Source organism: Plantibacter sp. Mn2098, from assembly GCF_049319745.1.
Classification (GTDB): domain Bacteria; phylum Actinomycetota; class Actinomycetes; order Actinomycetales; family Microbacteriaceae; genus Plantibacter.
This window is the reverse complement of the sequence record NZ_JBMOUH010000012.1, coordinates 50,556-67,329: the sequence shown is the minus strand read 5'-3', so window position 1 is coordinate 67,329 and position 16,774 is coordinate 50,556. Positions and strand designations below refer to the sequence as shown.

Annotated in this window: 13 protein-coding genes; 6 read left to right on the top strand and 7 right to left on the bottom strand. The window is 68.8% G+C overall.

Annotated elements, in window-relative coordinates:
• Positions 1-8 precede the first annotated feature (8 nt).
• The 4 genes from ACL9RL_RS17705 to ACL9RL_RS17690 form a co-directional block, all read right to left on the bottom strand.
• Positions 9-1,319, bottom strand: a complete 1,311-nt coding sequence (locus ACL9RL_RS17705; protein ID WP_422781608.1) for an ABC transporter substrate-binding protein — start codon at positions 1,317-1,319, stop codon at positions 9-11.
• Positions 1,316-2,134, bottom strand: a complete 819-nt coding sequence (locus ACL9RL_RS17700; RefSeq protein WP_422781607.1) for a carbohydrate ABC transporter permease — start codon at positions 2,132-2,134, stop codon at positions 1,316-1,318. The genes ACL9RL_RS17705 and ACL9RL_RS17700 overlap by 4 nt, the downstream gene beginning before the upstream one ends.
• Entirely contained in the window at positions 2,131-3,153 is a 1,023-nt protein-coding gene (locus tag ACL9RL_RS17695; RefSeq protein ID WP_422781606.1) for a carbohydrate ABC transporter permease, read from the bottom strand. Before ACL9RL_RS17695 ends, ACL9RL_RS17700 begins: the two co-directional genes overlap by 4 nt.
• Before the next feature lie 269 nt (positions 3,154-3,422).
• Positions 3,423-4,733, bottom strand: a complete 1,311-nt coding sequence (locus ACL9RL_RS17690; protein ID WP_422781605.1) for an ABC transporter substrate-binding protein — start codon at positions 4,731-4,733, stop codon at positions 3,423-3,425.
• A gap of 191 nt (positions 4,734-4,924) precedes the next feature.
• On the opposite strand from ACL9RL_RS17690, the gene ACL9RL_RS17685 reads away from it, so the two are divergent.
• From ACL9RL_RS17685 to ACL9RL_RS17675, 3 genes are all read left to right on the top strand, one after another.
• Positions 4,925-5,893, top strand: coding sequence for an inorganic phosphate transporter (locus ACL9RL_RS17685; protein ID WP_422781604.1), 969 nt, complete (start codon positions 4,925-4,927; stop codon positions 5,891-5,893).
• A gap of 28 nt (positions 5,894-5,921) precedes the next feature.
• On the top strand, positions 5,922-6,665 hold the full coding sequence (locus tag ACL9RL_RS17680; protein WP_422781603.1) for a DUF47 domain-containing protein: 744 nt from the start codon (positions 5,922-5,924) through the stop codon (positions 6,663-6,665).
• A 187-nt stretch (positions 6,666-6,852) separates the two neighbouring features.
• Positions 6,853-8,757: a glycerophosphodiester phosphodiesterase family protein gene (locus ACL9RL_RS17675; RefSeq protein ID WP_422781602.1), complete on the top strand. Its 1,905-nt coding sequence runs from the start codon at positions 6,853-6,855 to the stop codon at positions 8,755-8,757.
• Between the two features lie 145 nt (positions 8,758-8,902).
• Here ACL9RL_RS17675 and ACL9RL_RS17670 read toward each other — a convergent pair whose 3' ends face one another.
• A complete protein-coding gene (locus ACL9RL_RS17670) occupies positions 8,903-10,405 on the bottom strand; it encodes a PLP-dependent aminotransferase family protein (RefSeq protein WP_422781601.1) in 1,503 nt (500 codons plus the stop codon).
• A 121-nt stretch (positions 10,406-10,526) separates the two neighbouring features.
• Here ACL9RL_RS17670 and ACL9RL_RS17665 point away from each other — a divergent pair, with 121 nt between their 5' ends.
• Positions 10,527-11,885 (top strand): MFS transporter, encoded by a 1,359-nt coding sequence (locus tag ACL9RL_RS17665; RefSeq protein ID WP_422781600.1) that lies wholly within the window; start codon positions 10,527-10,529, stop codon positions 11,883-11,885.
• A 46-nt stretch (positions 11,886-11,931) separates the two neighbouring features.
• Positions 11,932-12,516, top strand: a complete 585-nt coding sequence (locus ACL9RL_RS17660; RefSeq protein WP_422781599.1) for an SDR family oxidoreductase — start codon at positions 11,932-11,934, stop codon at positions 12,514-12,516.
• A gap of 160 nt (positions 12,517-12,676) precedes the next feature.
• Here ACL9RL_RS17660 and ACL9RL_RS17655 read toward each other — a convergent pair whose 3' ends face one another.
• Together ACL9RL_RS17655 and ACL9RL_RS17650 are read right to left on the bottom strand one after the other, a co-directional pair.
• Positions 12,677-13,417 carry an IclR family transcriptional regulator gene (locus ACL9RL_RS17655; protein ID WP_422781598.1) on the bottom strand — a complete coding sequence of 247 codons (741 nt, stop codon included), beginning with the start codon at positions 13,415-13,417 and terminating at the stop codon, positions 12,677-12,679.
• Positions 13,414-14,973 carry an APC family permease gene (locus ACL9RL_RS17650; RefSeq protein WP_422781597.1) on the bottom strand — a complete coding sequence of 520 codons (1,560 nt, stop codon included), beginning with the start codon at positions 14,971-14,973 and terminating at the stop codon, positions 13,414-13,416. Before ACL9RL_RS17650 ends, ACL9RL_RS17655 begins: the two co-directional genes overlap by 4 nt.
• 201 nt (positions 14,974-15,174) lie before the next feature.
• Between ACL9RL_RS17650 and ACL9RL_RS17645 the strand changes: the two genes are divergently transcribed.
• Positions 15,175-16,653 (top strand): APC family permease, encoded by a 1,479-nt coding sequence (locus ACL9RL_RS17645; protein WP_422781596.1) that lies wholly within the window; start codon positions 15,175-15,177, stop codon positions 16,651-16,653.
• The last annotated feature ends 121 nt before the right edge of the window (positions 16,654-16,774 follow it).

Below are 16,774 nucleotides of genomic sequence, written 5' to 3'. Positions count from 1 at the left end.
CGAATCGCTCACTTCCGGACGTTGTACTCGGAGATGGCCTTGTCGCCGCCATCCTGCGCCTTCTGCAACGCCTGCGTGACGTCTGCGCCGCCGAAGATCTCCTCGACCGCACCCTTCGCCAGTTTCCGGGCCTCCCCCATCGCGCCGGTGTGGCATCCGGCGCTCGCGACGGAATCGGTGGTGCCCTTGAGCTGCTCGAGCAGCACGTCCTGCGTCGGCGTCACCGAGCCGCTCAGCTCATCGAGCGCCTGCTTCGAGCTCGGCAGGTAGCCGGTCTCGGTGAAGATGCGGCTCTGCGACTGGGGCGATGCGAGGAACTCGGCGAACGACGCCGCCGCAGCAAGCTCCCCCTCGCTGCTGCCTTCCTTCACGAGCCACACGGAGTTGCCGCCGGGGACCGCGCCGCCCTTGGACGAATCGATGGGGAGCGGCCACGCCCCGAACTCGAACCCCGCCGCCTTCGTGGCATCGCCGTAGATGCGCGAGGACTGCAGCATGAGTGCGGCCTCGCCGGCGACGAAGGCGTTGAGCGCCGCCCCGCCATCGCTTCCGACGTTGAGCATCGCGCCGCTCGCGACGAGGTCCTGCACCTGCTGCCAGAGGTCCACCTGGCGGTCGCTCGTGTATGAGAACCCGGTGGCGGCCTCCGCGCCGACCCCGTTGTCCGGCGTGCAGTAGGCGATGCCCTCCGATGCCGAGAACTGCTCGGGCCACCACTGGTCGACGAAGGTCGTGAACCCGGCCTTGCCGGAGGACTGCTGCAGCTTGGTCGCGACCTCGAACAACTCGTCGAGCGTCTTCGGCGGCTTCGCCGGGTCGATGCCCGCCGCCTGCAGGACGGCCGTGTTGTAGAGGATCACCGGCTGCGAGACCATGATCGGGATCGAGGAGAGCTCGCCGTCGAAGGTGTAGTAGTTGGCGAGGACGGGTACGAGGTCCGAGTCGTCGAAGGTCTTGCCGTCGAGGTTCTTGACCTCGCCGGGCGGAACCGTCAGCCCGCTGTCCCGCAGGTACGTCGAGAACGTGTCGCCGCCCTGGATGAGCGCCGGGAGCTCCCCGCCCTGCACCGCGTTCGCGAGTTTCGCCATCGACTCCTCGTACTGCCCCTGGAAGATCGCGTTGATGGTGACGTCGTCGTGGGCGGCGTTGAACTCCTCGACGAGCGCAACGAGCGTGTCGGCCGGGACGCCGGTGGCCGAGTACCAGAAGTCGAGCTTCACGGGGCCGGCCGACTGCTCGGGCGTGCCCGAACATCCGGCCAGCATTGCGACGGCTAGACCGAGTCCGACGGTGGATGGGACGATGCTTCTGCGTTTCATTTCACTGCTCCTTGGGTGAGTCCTCGCGCAAGGAATCGTTGCCCTGCGATGACGAGGATGATGGTGGGGACGACGGCGACGAGCACACCGGCGAGCGATGCGCCGATGTCCGCACCGGACTCGTCGGTGAGGATCTTGATCCCCACCTGGACGGTCCGGACCTCCGGGCTCTGCGACACGATGAGCGGCCAGAGGTAGCCGTTCCACGCCCCGATGGCCGAGAGGAGTGTCACTGTCGCGACGGTCGGACCGTTGAGGGGCACGAGGAATCGGAACAGGAACGCCATCGGTTTGACGCCGTCGACGACGGCCGCCTCGTGGATCTCCTTCGGGAACGACAGGAACGTCTGCCGGAGCAGGAACACGTTGTACGCGGAGACGAGGTACGGGAGGAACATCGCCACGAGGGTGTCGAAGAGCCCGAGCGACTGGATGGTCAGATAGTTGGCGACGAGGGTGGTCTCGCCCGGGATCATCATCGTGATGAGGATGAACGCGAACATGATCGCGGGCCGCCGCAGCCGCCCGAACACGAGCGCGTACGCCGCGAGGAGGGCCGTGAGGACCTGCGCCCCCGTCTGAGCGATCGTGACGAGGGCGGAGTTGACCATCTGCTGCACGAGGGGCGCCCGCCGCAGGGCGTCCTCGAAGTGCTCCCAGGAGAATCCGGTCGGCAGGATGTCCGCGAGGGTCCCGGTGATGGCCTGCCCGGGCCGGAACGCCGCGAACGCGACGTACAACACGGGCAGGATGACGAGGAGCGAGACGATCGCCAGGTAGGCGATGATCCCGTAGCGGGCGAGTCTGGCGTTCACGAGTAGTTGACCTTCCGCTCGAGGAACCGGAACTGGATCGCCGTCATGATCGCGATGATGACGAGGAGGATGACGCCGCGCGCCGAGGAGGCGCCGTAGTCCGCCGTCCCGCTGAACGCCTTGGACCAGATGTCGAAGACGAGGGTCTTCGTCGATCCGCCCGGCCCGCCGCCGGTGACGACGCTGATGACCGTGAACTCGCGGATAGCGCCGGCCGACTGGGTGACGACGAGGAAGAAGAGGGTCGGTGTGATGAGGGGGATCGTGACGGATCGGAGCCGTCGCCACCAGCCCGCCCCGTCGACCGCTGCCGCCTCCTCGACTTCGACCGGGATCATGTCGATGGCCGCGATGAGGATGAGGGTGACGAAGCCGATCGACGTCCACACCTCGACGGTGACGATCGACACCATCGCCATGGTCGGCTCGGTGATCCAACCGGCGGGTCTGCCGGTGAGGCCGATCGCGACCTGGTCGAGGATGCCGATGTGCGGGGTCATCATCGCGCGGAAGGCGAGCCCGCCGACGGCCGCAGAGACCGCCATCGGGATGAGCACGGTCACCCTCGCGAAGGTCGTGCCGCGCAGACGTTTGGCGAGCGGGACGGCGATGGCGAGGCCGACGACGAGCTTGCCGGCGACCGTGAGGACCACGAAGACGACGGTGGTCATGAGGGTTCGGCGGAGCTCTGGGTCGGCGAACATGTTGACGTAGTTGTCGAGGCCGATGAAGCCTGCCGCGCGCCCGAACAGGTCGGTCTTCTGGAACGAGAGTCCGAGGGTGCTCGCGAGCGGCGCGTAGCTGAACGCCAGCAGCAGGATCGTCACGGGTGCGAGGGAGAGCCACGCCCAGACCTGCGGTCTGCGGCGGGCGCGGGGTCGAGGGCGAGGGCGGCCGGGCGGGAGGTTCGGGCGGTTCGGGCGTCCGGGGCGGTCTGGTGGGCCGGACGAGCCGGACGAGCCGGTCGGGCCCGGCGGGCCTGCCTCCGGGGTGTCGCTCGCGACGGTGGTCGGGGTCATGCGGTGCTCCTCGGTCTCGACGGTGAGTGTGTTTGGTCGGCGTTGCAGCGTGCCGACGCGAGCGATGCGCAGTTGCGAGAGCGTGACCGCACCGTGGCCAAACGATGCGAGAGCGCGTCCGCAATTGCAGTTACCCTAGTTCGATGTCGCGCATCGTGCAATACCAGACTCAGGAATAACAGATGTTGTTTAGTAGCGAGTGGATCTCGGTGCGGCGAAGGTACTCCCCCGCCGCACCAGCAGCCCCGGGTGCGAATGCCCGACTCCGCTCATCGGCGCGCGTTGTACTCCGTGATCGCCTTGTCGCCCGCGAGCTGCGCCTTCGTCAGGGCCTCCAGGACATCACTGCCGGCGTAGATCTCCTCGATCGCGCTCGTCACAAGCGGTCTGGCCTCCCCCAGCGCGCCGGAGTGGCAGCCCGCGCTGGCGACGGAATCACCGGCACCGGCGAGCTGCTGCAGGATGACATCCTGAACCGGCTCCACCGCACCAGACAGCGCATCGAGCGCCTCCAGGGAACTCGGGAGATACCCGGTCTCCTCGAAGATGCGGCGCTGGACATCGGGCGACGCGAGGAACTCGGCGAACGACGCGGCCGCCGCGAGCTCCTGCTCACTGTTGCCCTCCTTCACGAGCCAGACCGAGTTGCCGCCAGGAACGGCGCCGCCGTCGGCATCGTCGATGGGGAGCGGCCACGCACCGAACTCGAATGCGCCTGCCTTCACGATGTCGCCGTACGCGCGCGACGACTGCAGCACGATGGCGGCCTGGCCGGTCACGAACGCCTTGAGTGCAGCATCGCCATCGGTGCCGACGTTGAGCATCGCGCCACTGGCAACAAGGCCCTGCACCCGCTGCCAGGCCGCCACCTGCGCATCGGAGGTGTACGAGAATCCGGTCGCGGGTTCAGAACCGACGCCGTTGCCCGGCGTGCAGTACTCCACGCCGGCGGACGCCGCGAACTGCTCCGCCCACCACGGCTGGATGTGCGCGGTGAGCCCGGGCGCACCCGACGCGCCATGCACGGCGGCGGCCACATCGAAGAGTTGACCGAGCGTGGACGGCGCCGTCGACGGATCGATGCCGGCCGCTTCGAGGAGCGCGGTGTTGTAGAAGACGACCGGATGCGACACCATGATCGGGATCGACGAGAGCTCGCCGTCGAACGTGTAGTAGTTCGCGTTCGCCGGGACGAGATCGGAGTCGTCGAAGGTCTTCCCGTCCAGATTCTTCACCTCCCCGGGCGGCACGGTCAGCCCGCTATCGCGCAGGTAGGTCGAGAAGGTGTCGCCGCCCTGGATGATGGCGGGCAGCTCGCCGCCCTGCACCGCGTTGGCGAGCTTCGCCATCGATTCCTCGTAGAGCCCTTGGAAGATCGGATTCACGGTCACGTCGTCGTGACTCGCATTGAACTCGTCGACGAGCGCGACCAAGGTGTCGGCCGGGACACCCGTGACCGAGTACCAGAAATCGAGCTTCACCGGCCCGGCCATCTGCTCCGAGGCGCCCGAACACCCGGCGAGAAGTACCGCGGTCATTCCCACGCCGACGACGGCGGGGAGGATGCTGCTGCGTTTCATGTCACTGCTCCTTGTGTCTGCCCTCGACCGAGGGGATGTGGACCGTCGGCGAGGAGGGCGACGGCGCGTGCTCACGTGGCCGCTACCATAATTCGCCCACACGGAATGTGCAATATAAGTGGCAAACACAACAAGAAAAGCTTCTTTGCCCTATGCTACGAGGATTTGCGTGGCGATCGGGAAGGAGCAGCATGGACGTGATCGTGGCGGCATCGGCGTGTGCGATCGTGCTCCTGACCGGGAGGAACGACGGATCACCGCTCGCGTCGATCGCTCAGTCGACGTCGCGCGGCACCGGCCGCTGGGCTCCACTCGTCATCGTCGGCGCTCTGCCCATCGCCCCGCTGCTCGGGGTCCACCACGTCGCCGATTCGCTCGATGCGCTGGCCGCCGGACCAGCCGCCTCCGATGCCGCACTCAGTGCGTTCCTGATCGCGATCATCGCGACCATCAGCCTCTCCGTCGCGCTCTCCGCACCGAACAGCATCACGCTCGCGATCGTCGGCGCCCTCGCCGGAACCTCCCTGGCCACCGGCGCGGATGTCGATGTGCGCCGCATCGTCACCGTCCTCGTCATCGCGACGACGGCGCCCATCGCCGCCGCCCTGCTCGCCTGGTGGCTGACGCGGCTCCCGCTCCACCTCGGCGGATTGCGCGCCGACGCGGTGCTCGCCGGCGCCCGCAAGGCCGCGTTCGGAGCGCTCGCCCTCGCGTATTCGGCGAACGACGGGCAGAAGGTGCTGTTCCTCGTCGCCGTCGCGAGCGGCAGTTCCATCGATGCTTCAGCCCGGGGGCCGATTCACGTGGCGACGGGGATGGCGCTGTTCGGCGCAGGCACCCTCATCGGCCTGCGCCGCTCAGGGCGCGCACTCCGACACGGTGCGAGCTCACCGAGTCCGGTCCAATCGCTGTGGTCGCAGACCTCTGCGGCGATCGTGGTCTCGGTCGGCGCCGCGGTCGGAACGCCCATGAGCATGACCCAGGCGATGGTCGGCGGGGTCGTCGGCGCCGGGCTCACCCGCGGATGGCGGGCACTGCGCTGGATGCCGGTCGTGCGGATCACCCTGTCCTGGCTGTGGTCACTGCCCGCCTCAGCAGCCATCGCGTACCTGCTGACCCAGCTGCTCACGCACCTGTTCTCACCCCTGCCGCTCGTGTGAGCGTCACCCTCCTGAAAGGCCGACCACCATGAATCAGCTCACCGATCGCCTCCGACGCCGCAAGCGCCGCACCATCCCGGAGCTGCTGCTGCGGCAGATCGCGCACACCATCGACGGCGTCGAACTGGCCAGGCAGGTGTGCGCCGAACCCGTCGCGCGGGCGGCGGATCGCGCCGATGACGTTGTTGCGGGTACCGGAGAGGCAGGGGCCGGCCAGGCGAGGGCAGGCCTCGGTGACGCGGCCCTGACCGAGACCGGGCGAACCGAGACCGGGCGAACCGAGACCGGGCGAGCCGAGATGGCAGAGATCGAGCACCGCGGCGATTCTGCGCGTGCGCGGCTCATCGACCACATGTCGAGCTCGCTGACCACGCCGCTCGATCGCGAGGACATCTTCCGGGCGTCCAGATCGATCGACGACGTCCTCGACAACGTGCGCGACTTCATCCGCGAACTCGACCTCTGGCAGGTGCAGATCCCGTCCGGCGGCGCAGCGGCGCTCGAAGCCATCGCCGACGCACTCGTCCACCTCGAAGAGGGCGTCCGCACGATCCGGCTCCCCGAATCGCAGAGCCACCTGCTCGCCGCCCGGAAGGCCGCGAAGGGCGTGCGATCCCACTACCAGCACGGGCTGGCGGAGATCTTCGACGGCGAACTCACGATGGATACCCTCAAGCGACGGGAGGCGCTGCGGCGGCTCGACGTCGTCTCGCTCCGGCTCGTCGAGGCGGCCGACGCCCTCCTGGACGGGCAGGTCAAGCGCACGATGTGACGCGCCGCCTCGCAGAAGGTGAACCGCACGGCAGAAGGACGTCTGCGCAGAATGCGTCCTTCCCTCGCGCGGTTCTCCTTGTCCCGCGCCGTGACGCCATCGTGAGCCCTGTGGATAACTTCGACGCGCGCAGTGCGATCCGCGATATATCTGATGACCTCAGATGCGCCACAGCGAAGGAGACCGCATGCACAGAACCACGAAGTCGACCCGCGTCATCGCGTGGACGGTGATCGCCGCCGGGATGCTGCTCACCGCAGCCACCGGCGGACCCGTCAACGCGAACCCCCTCGCTGCGGAAGATGACCGCGCCGGATGGTGCCCGACCTGGCAGCAGCAGTACGAGGAACAGTCCAACGTGATCGGGGTGACCCAGGACACGGTGTTCGCCATCAGACATCGAGGCGACTTCAGCGCCGCGGTCCCGGAGAACAGTCTCACCGCGTTCGACACCTCATACCGATACTGCCGCGCGGCGATCGAGACGGATGTGCGACAGACCAAGGACGGACAGCTCGTCGCCTTCCACGACGCCACCGTCGGCAGGATGCTCGAACCCGGATTCGACCCGATATCCCTCACCGGCTCGAATGAACGGCTCGACCGCCTGACGCTCGCCGAGGTCCATGCGAAGCGACTCGTCAACACGGCGACGAGGCAGCCCACCGCGCACACGGTGGCAACGATCGAGGAGATGCTGCTGCGGTATCTCGATCAGAACGGACAGTCGACGCTCTTCCTCGAGATCAAGGACGGTTCGAGCATCCTGCCCGTCGGTCGCCTCATCCAAGACGTTGCAGCACGCCATCCGGGTGCTGAGCTGTACAAGCGCGTCGTCCTGAAGATCAGGATGTCCGAGTACCCCGAGCCCGCTCGCTACGTCGAAGCCCTCCGACAGGCGGGGATCACCCACGACATACGCGTCGCGCCGTTGATGGCACCGGCTATCGCAGATCAGATCAACAACCTCCCCATCACCATCCCCGACGCACCAGGTCAGTCGTACCAGTCGAACGCCACCCGTGCCGTCGCGCTCTGGGCGAGCCAGCCCGGGAGCCTCGTCCAGAGCGTCGAAGTCCTCGTCAAGGACTCGTCGGACTTCGTGCGCACCACGTCGAAGCCGAGTCCGCAGGGCGACTTCGCCGCGCCAACTGAACTGACCGTCGCGAACACGAGCGAGGGCACGATGGCCGAAATGGCGATGGTCGTGCGAGCCAATCACAAGGCGCTCGGGAACTTCGCGGCCGTTCCGGACTACATCATGTGGCGGACGGACCATGTCCGGGACATCGGGGTTCCGAACATCGCCCAGGGCAAGAACGAGTCGATTCCGATCACCGAAGCGTTCTACCACAACGATTCCTCCTGCTGCTTCCAGCTCAGCGACAGGTTGTCGCAGAGCGCGACCGCCCACGAATTCGCAGACGTGCGCATCAATCTCGCCTGGCAGCGCAGCATCGGGTTCAACGTGCTGACGACGGACGACGCCGACTCCGTCGACACGTTCTACGGCAGCCGCGGCGAACTCTCGACGGTTGCGACTCCACGGACCTACCGGCCGTCCGCGGCGATGAACTCCCGGCTCTCCTGGGACCTCGGATACGTCGCGGTGCCGTCGCCGCCGGACGTCGCCATCCAGGCGTGGGCGGGACGGGCCTCCGGCTGGTGGGGCGGCAAGGTGTGCCTGTGGGACAACTTCGTGGACGTCTCCACGTCGTACGGCTGGCTCTACAACTGCGGACATCCCGCCGCGACCGAGCACGGCTACAGCGACCGCTTGAGCACCCGGGTGCACCTGGACGGCCGCATGGTCATCCAAGACCATCGGGGATACTGCCTGGTCTCGCTGGAGTCCACGAGCCCGGATGTCGTCGGCGACGCGGACTGGCTCCCGGCCCCGGAGTGCGACAGCGAACGAGCACGGTGGACCTGGACGAGGGAGGGACGATTCCGCGACTCACACAACCGGTTCCTCGGGTTCTCGAACAACGGCGCGCTCTACTACGGGCTCTCGTACGGGGTGATGAAGGTCATCCCCGTCGGTGAGGCACGAGACGAGTGGTCCAAGTGGGCGATCGTGCCGCACTCCTGAGCTGGCGGCCGCCCGGCAGAAGCCGGCCGGCAGAAGCCGCTTGGCAGAAGGAGAACCGCGCGAGAGAAGGCACATTCCTGAAATTGCGTCCTTCTCTCGTGCGGATCACCTTCTGCCGGGCGGTCGGGCCGGCGCGGCGGGCGCGTCAGTCGACGGGCATCACCGTACAGAGGGCGGCGAGCGCGCCCGGCCAAGCACTGTCGGGCACGGCGGAGAAGTTGACGACGATGGCATCGGTGGCAGCAGTGTCGGTGTCCGGGACAGCAGCAGGGATGCTGACACCGGAGCCCGGGGCACGGGCGATGCCCGGCCGCTTCGGATCGAGGGCCGAATGCCGGAACTCGGACATCGCGGTCACGCTCAAACCGCGGCGCGCGGCGTCCGCCACCACCCGCGACTCCGTCCCGGCAGGGAGCCGGACGACCGCTTGCAGACCAGCGGCCATCCCGGTCACGGCAACCCTGGGCGCGCGCGCAGCCAATGCCTCGATGAGCTCCTCCCGACGCCGCCGGTACCGCTGCCTCCCGGCACGGACATGCCGGTCGAACGCGCCGGCGGTGATGAACTCCGCCAGAGTCAACTGGTCCAGGACGCTCACCGTCTCGACACTCCCCTTCGCCCTCGCCACATCGGCGACGAGGTGCTCCGGCACGACCATCCACGACAGTCGGAGCGCGGGCGCGAGCGACTTGCTCGCGGTCCCGAAGTACACGACGCGCTCCGGATCGAGCCCCTGCAGCGCGCCGACCGGCTTGCGGTCGTACCGGAATTCAGCGTCGTAGTCGTCCTCCAGGATCAGGCCCCCGGTCGTCCTCGCCCAGTCGAGCGCCGCCGCCCGCCGCTCGGGTGACAGCGCGAACCCCGTCGGGAATTGGTGCGCAGGGGTCAGGAGCACCGCGTCGGCGCTGAGGGACCCCACCAACGCGACGATGCGCGCGCCGTCCTCATCCACCGGGATCGGCGGAATCCGCAGGCCGGCATCGGCCAGGACGCTCCGATACAGCCCGAGTCCGTAGGACTCGACGGCAACTGTCTCGGCGCCTCTCGCGACGAGCGCACGAGCCACAATCCCCAAGCCGTCATGGAATCCGGACGCGATGACGATGCGAGACGGATCGGCGCGCACCCCGCGCGCACGAGCAAGATAGTCGGCGAGCGCCGCCCGCAGTTCCCGCCGACCGAGCGGATCTCCGTAGCCGAACGCACTCGGCGGCGCGGCGGTGATCGCTCGACGGGCGGCGGCAGCCCACTGCGCCCGCGGGAACTCCGCGAAGACGGACGCCCCGGGCGCCAGCCCGTGGACCGGCGCCCGGTCATGCGGCGCGGAACCCTGCCCCTCGACGCGCGCGCCACCAGGAGTCGCGAGCTGCGCCACCCGCGTCGCCGACCCCTGCCTCGCCGTGAACCACCCCTCGGCGACGAGTTCCGCGTAGCACTCGGTCACGGTGCTACGGGCGATCCCGAGATCGAGGGCGAGCGTCCGCGATGCCGGGAGCCGGCTCCCCGGGACGAGCCGGCCATCGCGCACCGCCTCCCGCAGCGCGCCGAGCAGACCGGCCCGCAGGCGAGGGCCGCGCAGTTCGAGATGCAGGTCGACACCCGTCGTCCCGAGCGGCACACGCGTCAAATTGGTCTGCGTTTTCTCCATAGAAGTGGACCATACTCCCCGGCCACCCGCTGCGTACAGTCGGAACTGCGCCACCCGAAACCGTTGGGCATCACGCATCCGACACCCGCCCCAGCGACACCCACTCACCCGAGGAGCACCCGTGACGAGCAGCCAGTCAGCAGACACCGGCGACATCGGCGGCGCCGTCGGCACGAGCGCCAGCACAAGCACCAGCACCAGCACCAGCGACGACCAGCACCGGCCAGGCACCCGGCACACCCAGCGCACCCGACACACCCTGTCGCCCGCGCTCGCGATGAGCGGCGCGGCCGTCGCGTTCGCGAGCCTGTACCTCGCGGCCGGATCGCTCACCCCGTTCCTCGTGCTCTTCGAACGCCAGTGGGGCTTCCCGCCCGCGATGCTGAGCCTCGCGTTCGCCGTCTACGCCGTCGGCTTCCTCGTCGCCGTGCTGGTGTTCGGCTCACTGTCCGACCACATCGGTCGTCGTCCCGTGCTCATCGCCGCGCTCATCGTGCAGCTCGCGTCGAACGTCCTGTTTCTGATCGGGCCGGACGTCGGCTGGGTCGTCGCCGGACGCATCGTGCAGGGCGTGTCGAGCGGGGCCGCGACGGCCGCGTTCACCGCGGCGCTCGTCGAGCTCGCCCCACCGCACCTCAAGCGCTTGGGAGCAATCCTCGGCAGCGTCAGCCTGACCGGCGGCCTCGCGGCCGGTTCGCTGCTGGCCGGGATCGCGATCCAGCTCACCGCCGCCGCGAGGGGGATCACATTCATCGCGCTCATCCTCCTCACCGTCATCGGCGGAATCGCGATGGTCTTCGCCCCGGAGACCATCGGCCGACGCCCGGGAGCGCTCCGGTCCCTCATCCCGACGCTCAGGATCCCACCGGACGCGCGGGCCGAGTTCGCAGCAGCGGCACCGGCCGTCGCGGCGGTGTGGATGCTCGCCGGCCTGTCCGGCGGCATCTCACCGAGCCTCGTGCGCAGCGTGTTCCATCTCGACAGCGGCCTCCTGAACGGGCTGGCGGGGTTCGTCGCACCGGCCGTGTCGGCCATCATCGGGCTGGCGTTCGCCCGTGTCGACTCCCGACGCGCGATGTCGATCGGCATCGGTTCGGCGATCGTCGGCTCGCTCGGCATCATCGGCGGAGTGCTCGCCGGCAGTCTGACGATCATGATCGTCGGACAGGCGTTGGCCGGTGTGGGCTTCGGTGCGGCGTTCACCGCTGCGCTGCGGCTCATCGTCCCACTCGCCCGACCGCATGAGCGGGCCGGGACCGTCGCGGCGATCTATGTCGTCTCCTACCTCGCATTCGGGCTGCCCATCATCATCGAGGGCCAACTCGTCGGCGCCATCGGCACCATCCCGGCTGTCGTCGCCTACACCGCGCTCACGCTGGTCCTCTCCCTCGCGAGCCTCATCGCGCAGACAGCGTTGCGTCGACGATCCCGCCGCGGTGAACACAGCCGACGTCGACCTCACGTCCCCACCCGTCCCTGAACCCCACACCCATCCCGAAACAGAACCCACAGAAAGCAGGCATCCCATGTCCAGAATCTTCCTCGCCGGCGCGACCGGCGTCATCGGTCAGCGACTCGTCCCACTGCTCGTCGCCGCGGGCCACACGGTCGGCGGCATGACCCGAAGCGCCGGCAAGTCCGAACTGCTCGTACAACTCGGCGCAGAGCCGATCGTCGTCGACGTCTACGACCGCGACGCCCTCATCGCCGCCGTCTCCGCGTTCGACCCTGATGTAGTGATCAACGAGCTGACCGACCTTCCGGACGATGTCGCCGACATCCCGGCGAGCGCCGGCAGCAACGCGCGCATCCGCACCGAGGGCAACCAGAACGTCATCGATGCCGCCCGTGCGGCCGGTGCGTCGAAACTCCTCGTGCAGACGGTCGCGTGGGACCTCGCCCCCGGCCCAGACGCCGATGCGGTCGCCGGGCTAGAACGGTCCGTGCTCGCCGAGGGCGGCATCGTGCTCGCCTACGGCCAGTTCTACGGTCCCGGCACCTACCACGAGGGCGCGATCCCGGCCGAGCCGCGGGTGCAGATCGACCGCGCGGCCGAGCGGACCGTCGATCTGCTCGACGCCCCCTCCGGAGTTGTGGTCATCACGGACTGACCCCGCGCGGGCCGGGCATCGCGTCCCGGCCCGTCCTCTATCGCGCATAACTCCTTCAAATTCGAGGGTCTCCGCGGCGGAACCCCGGTTTTCCGCGGGTCCGCTGGCGGGGCCGGACGAATCGAAGGAGTTATGCGCGATGGTGAGGGCAGGAACCGGGTCAGCCGAGCAACGGCGCGAGACGACGGGAGCCGTCCAGCATCACGTCGAGGAGCTCTGCCGGACGCTCGACGCGCACATTCGGCGCGGACAGCGCCAGACCGGCGACGAGCGACCCGCGCATGTCGCGGATCGGGACCACCAGACAGCCATACCCCGGCGTGAGCTCGCCGAGCTGCCTGGCGTACCCGACACGCGCGATCTCCGTGGCGAGCGCAGCGACGTCGACCTGCGGCCGCTCGACCAGACCTGTCCAGTCCGCGCCGGTCGACACGAGTTCATGCAGCAGCAGACGACCGATCGCCGACGCGTCCAGGTGCCGCACGATCCGCTCCTCGTCACTCAACGGGAAGTCCGGATCAGGATCGACGATGCTGATGCGATCACCGTCGTACCGCGCGAGGTGCACACCACCGCGCACCCGGGCGCGCATCCGCGCCATCTCCTCACGCGCAGCCTGCGGCGGAGGCGGGGCCGCCGGGGCCGCCGGAGCGACGAGGTGCGCGAGCTCCACGACCTTCCGCCCCAACGCGAACCCGCGCAGATCGGGCATCCGCACGAGGTACTCGTCCTGGACCAGCAGATTCAACAGTCGATACGTCGTGGCCCTGGGCATGTCGAGGCCCGCGGACACCTCCTGCGCCGTCACACCGGCACCGCACCGGGCGACCTCTTCGAGCACGGCCAGCGCACTGTGGATCGCCTTCGGTTGCCTCGCGCGGAGCTCGCCCGCCCCGCTCATCGTGGATCCGCCGACGATCCGCCCCCGCCGCTGCCGCCGCCCCGGATGCCATCACCGCCCGCAACGCCCCCGCCGTCCCCCGCATCTCCGCCGAGCACATCGCGGCGCACCGTCACATCGAACACGCCGACCGTCGAGTTCAACCACGGCCGGTGCCGATGCCGCACCCACCAGACGAGCACCCCGGCCACCATCAGCGCCAGGAACGACCAGACGCCGACGCGCCGACCCGTCCCGGCCTCGACCACGAGGTACGCGACGAGCGCGAGCGTGAGCAGGGCCCCTGCGACGAGCGCCCGCAGCACCGGCCACACGGTGACCTCACCGATCCGCCACAGGAACACCGGCGCGGCGGCGCACACGAGGATGTACGCCGTGATGTACCCGGCTGCGGCCACCACGATGAGCACCTGCATCGCCGCCCACACGCCACTGCCGAGGACGATCGCGATGATCGGCACCACCGTCACCACCGGCACGGCGACGAGGATCGCGATGTGCGGGGTGTGGAACCGGCGATGCGTCCGCCCGAAGCGCGACGGCAGCACCCCCTCCCGCCCCATCGCGAACAGGACCCGGACGAGCGCCGTGATCGAGGCGATCGCGCAGGCCAGGAACGAGGCGGCGACCGAGAGGTCGAGGAGGAGTCCCAACCACTCCACGCCGTACGCGCGGGTCAGGTCGTTGATGGGGCTGGCGCTCATGGTGATGTCCTCGCCGAGGCCGGCGAACCCGACGAGCTGACTGTACGACGTCACGAGGTAGACGAGTCCGGAGACGATGACGGTCCACCCGATCGCCCGGGGGATGTTCGCGAACGGTCGCCGAGCCTCCACCCCGAGCGTCGCCGAGCTCTCGAACCCGACGAACGCCGTGATCGCGAGCACCGACCCGACGGCGAAGCTCGCCGGATCGGCGTGCACGGCGAGCGCCGACCACTCGATGACGGGCCCGAACTGCGAGAGCAGCACACCGACGAGCACCAGGATGATCGCGACCGACGCCGTCTCCACGAGCAGCGTCACCCGCGTCGACACCCGGATCCCGCGCACCAGCACGAACAGGCACACGGCGGCCATCGCCACGATGAGGACCCCGACCACAACGGACGAACCGGGCATCCCCGGCCAGAAGCGATGCAGCAGGATGGCGAGGTAGTAGCCGGCCCCGGCGAGCGCGAACATCGCGATGAAGCCGTACCCGATGAGGAGCGCGACCCCCGCGACGAACGCCGCACCCGTCCCGAGTCCTTTCGACACGAAGGTGTAGAGCGACCCGGTGGCGGCGATCCGTTTGGCGAACACGTTGATGGTGCCGGCGACGAGCAGGGAGACGACCATCGCCGCGGCGAGCGACCACACCGTCGCCCCGCCGGCCATGACCGTGACGAGCAACGGGATCGTGGTCGCCGCGGCCGACGGCGCCACCGCCGAGACCGACTGTGCGAGCACGTCCACGAACCCGACGCTGCGACGGTCCAACCCGTCCACGGGGGAACGGGTGTCCAGGCCGCGGACGGCCGGCGGGTTGCTGATCGCACGCTCCAAGGCCGTCATACCGCCAGGGTAGGCGGCGCTCGTTGCACCGGCGTGGCGGTCGTGTTTCCAGTTCGTGTAGCCCAAATGAGACAGCTCCCCGCAGCCGTCTCATTCAGGGTGCGGAGGGTGTTACCGGGCCGAGACGGCGGCGCAACAGGCGGCGGCGATGCTGGTTGCCATCCCGATCGACCGGCACCACCGACCCCAGGAGATCACCCCATGAGCGTCACGAAAGACCCCGCAGCCGTTGCGGGCACCCCCACAAAAACCCTCACCGGATCGCTCGGCGTTACCGCGATCGTGTTCATGGTGGTGGCCGCGGCCGCCCCGCTCACGGTCGTCGGCGGCGCGGCGCCGCTCGGCATCCTGCTCGGGAACGGCGTCGGGTTCCCGAGCATGTACGTCGTCTCGGCGGTCATCCTGCTCCTCTTCGCCGTCGGCCTCGCCGCGATGACGCGGCACGTGCCGAAGCCCGGCGCGTTCTTCACCTTCGTCGGCTACGGCCTCGGCCGCCCGGCCGGGCTCGCGACCGCGTTCCTCGCACTCCTGACCTACACGGCCATCCAGGTGTCGGTGCACGGGTACATCGGCTACCTGCTGAGCGTGACGGTGTCCGGCCTCGGCGGACCGACGATCCCCTGGTACCTGTACTCGCTCGCCGGCATCGCGATCGTCGGCTTCCTCGGGTACCGGCACATCGACCTCAGCTCCAAGGTCCTCGGGGTGCTCCTCGTCGCCGAGGTGGGCATCGTGCTCCTGCTCGTCGCGGCGGTCGCGATCCGCGGCGGCGCCTCCGGGCTCTCCGCGGCGCCCTTCGAACCGGCGCACATCTTCTCCGGCTCCCCCGGCATCGGCCTGATGTTCGCGATCGCCGCGTTCATCGGTTTCGAGGCGACCGCGATCTTCCGCGACGAGGCCCAGGACCCGGCCCGCACCATCCCGCGCGCCACCTACATCGCCGTCATCGGCATCGGCGTCTTCTACACACTCGCGTCCTGGGCGCTCGTGATGGCGTGGGGACCGGACAACGTCATCAAGGTCGCGGGCGACGACCCGGGCGCGATGATCCTCAAGACCACGCTCATGTACCTCGGGCCGGTCGGCGAGGCGATCATCAACGTGCTCCTCGTGACCAGCATGTTCGCGTGCGTCCTGTCCTTCCACAACGTCATCACTCGCTACCAGCACTCGATGTCGAACGCCGGAGTCCTGCCGTCCCGACTCGGCGGGGTGCACCACAAGCACCTCTCCCCGCACACCTCGTCGATCGTACAGAGCATCACCGCCGGCGTCCTCGTCGTGATCTTCGCCGTCCTCGGACTCGACCCGGTGCTGCAGGTGTTCACCTGGTTCGCCGGGGTCGCGACCCTCGCCATCGCGATCCTGATGGCGGTCACGAGCCTCGCGGTCATCGTCTACTTCGCCCGCACCAAGCAGGACAGGCGGCTGTGGAACACGGTCGTCGCCCCTGGGCTCGGCCTGATCGGACTGGTGGGTGCGGCGATCGTGATCATCGTGAACTTCCCGATGCTCGTCGGCGACGTGAACGCGAAGGGCGCGCCGGTCTTCGGGCTCGTGAGCGCCGTGCTGCTCGCGCTGATCGTGCTCTTCCCGCTCTTCGGGCTGGTTCAGGCCGCGGTCCTCAAGCGGACGAAGCCAGCCGCCTACCTGACCATCATGGACGCGATCTCCGACTGATCGCGCCGCCCCGGTCCCTGAGTCCCGGTCCCTGAGCCTGTCGAAGGGCCCACCCCAACCTCACCCCGGTCCCTGAGCCCGTCGAAGCCCGGTCCCTGAGCCTGTCGAAGGGCCCACCCCA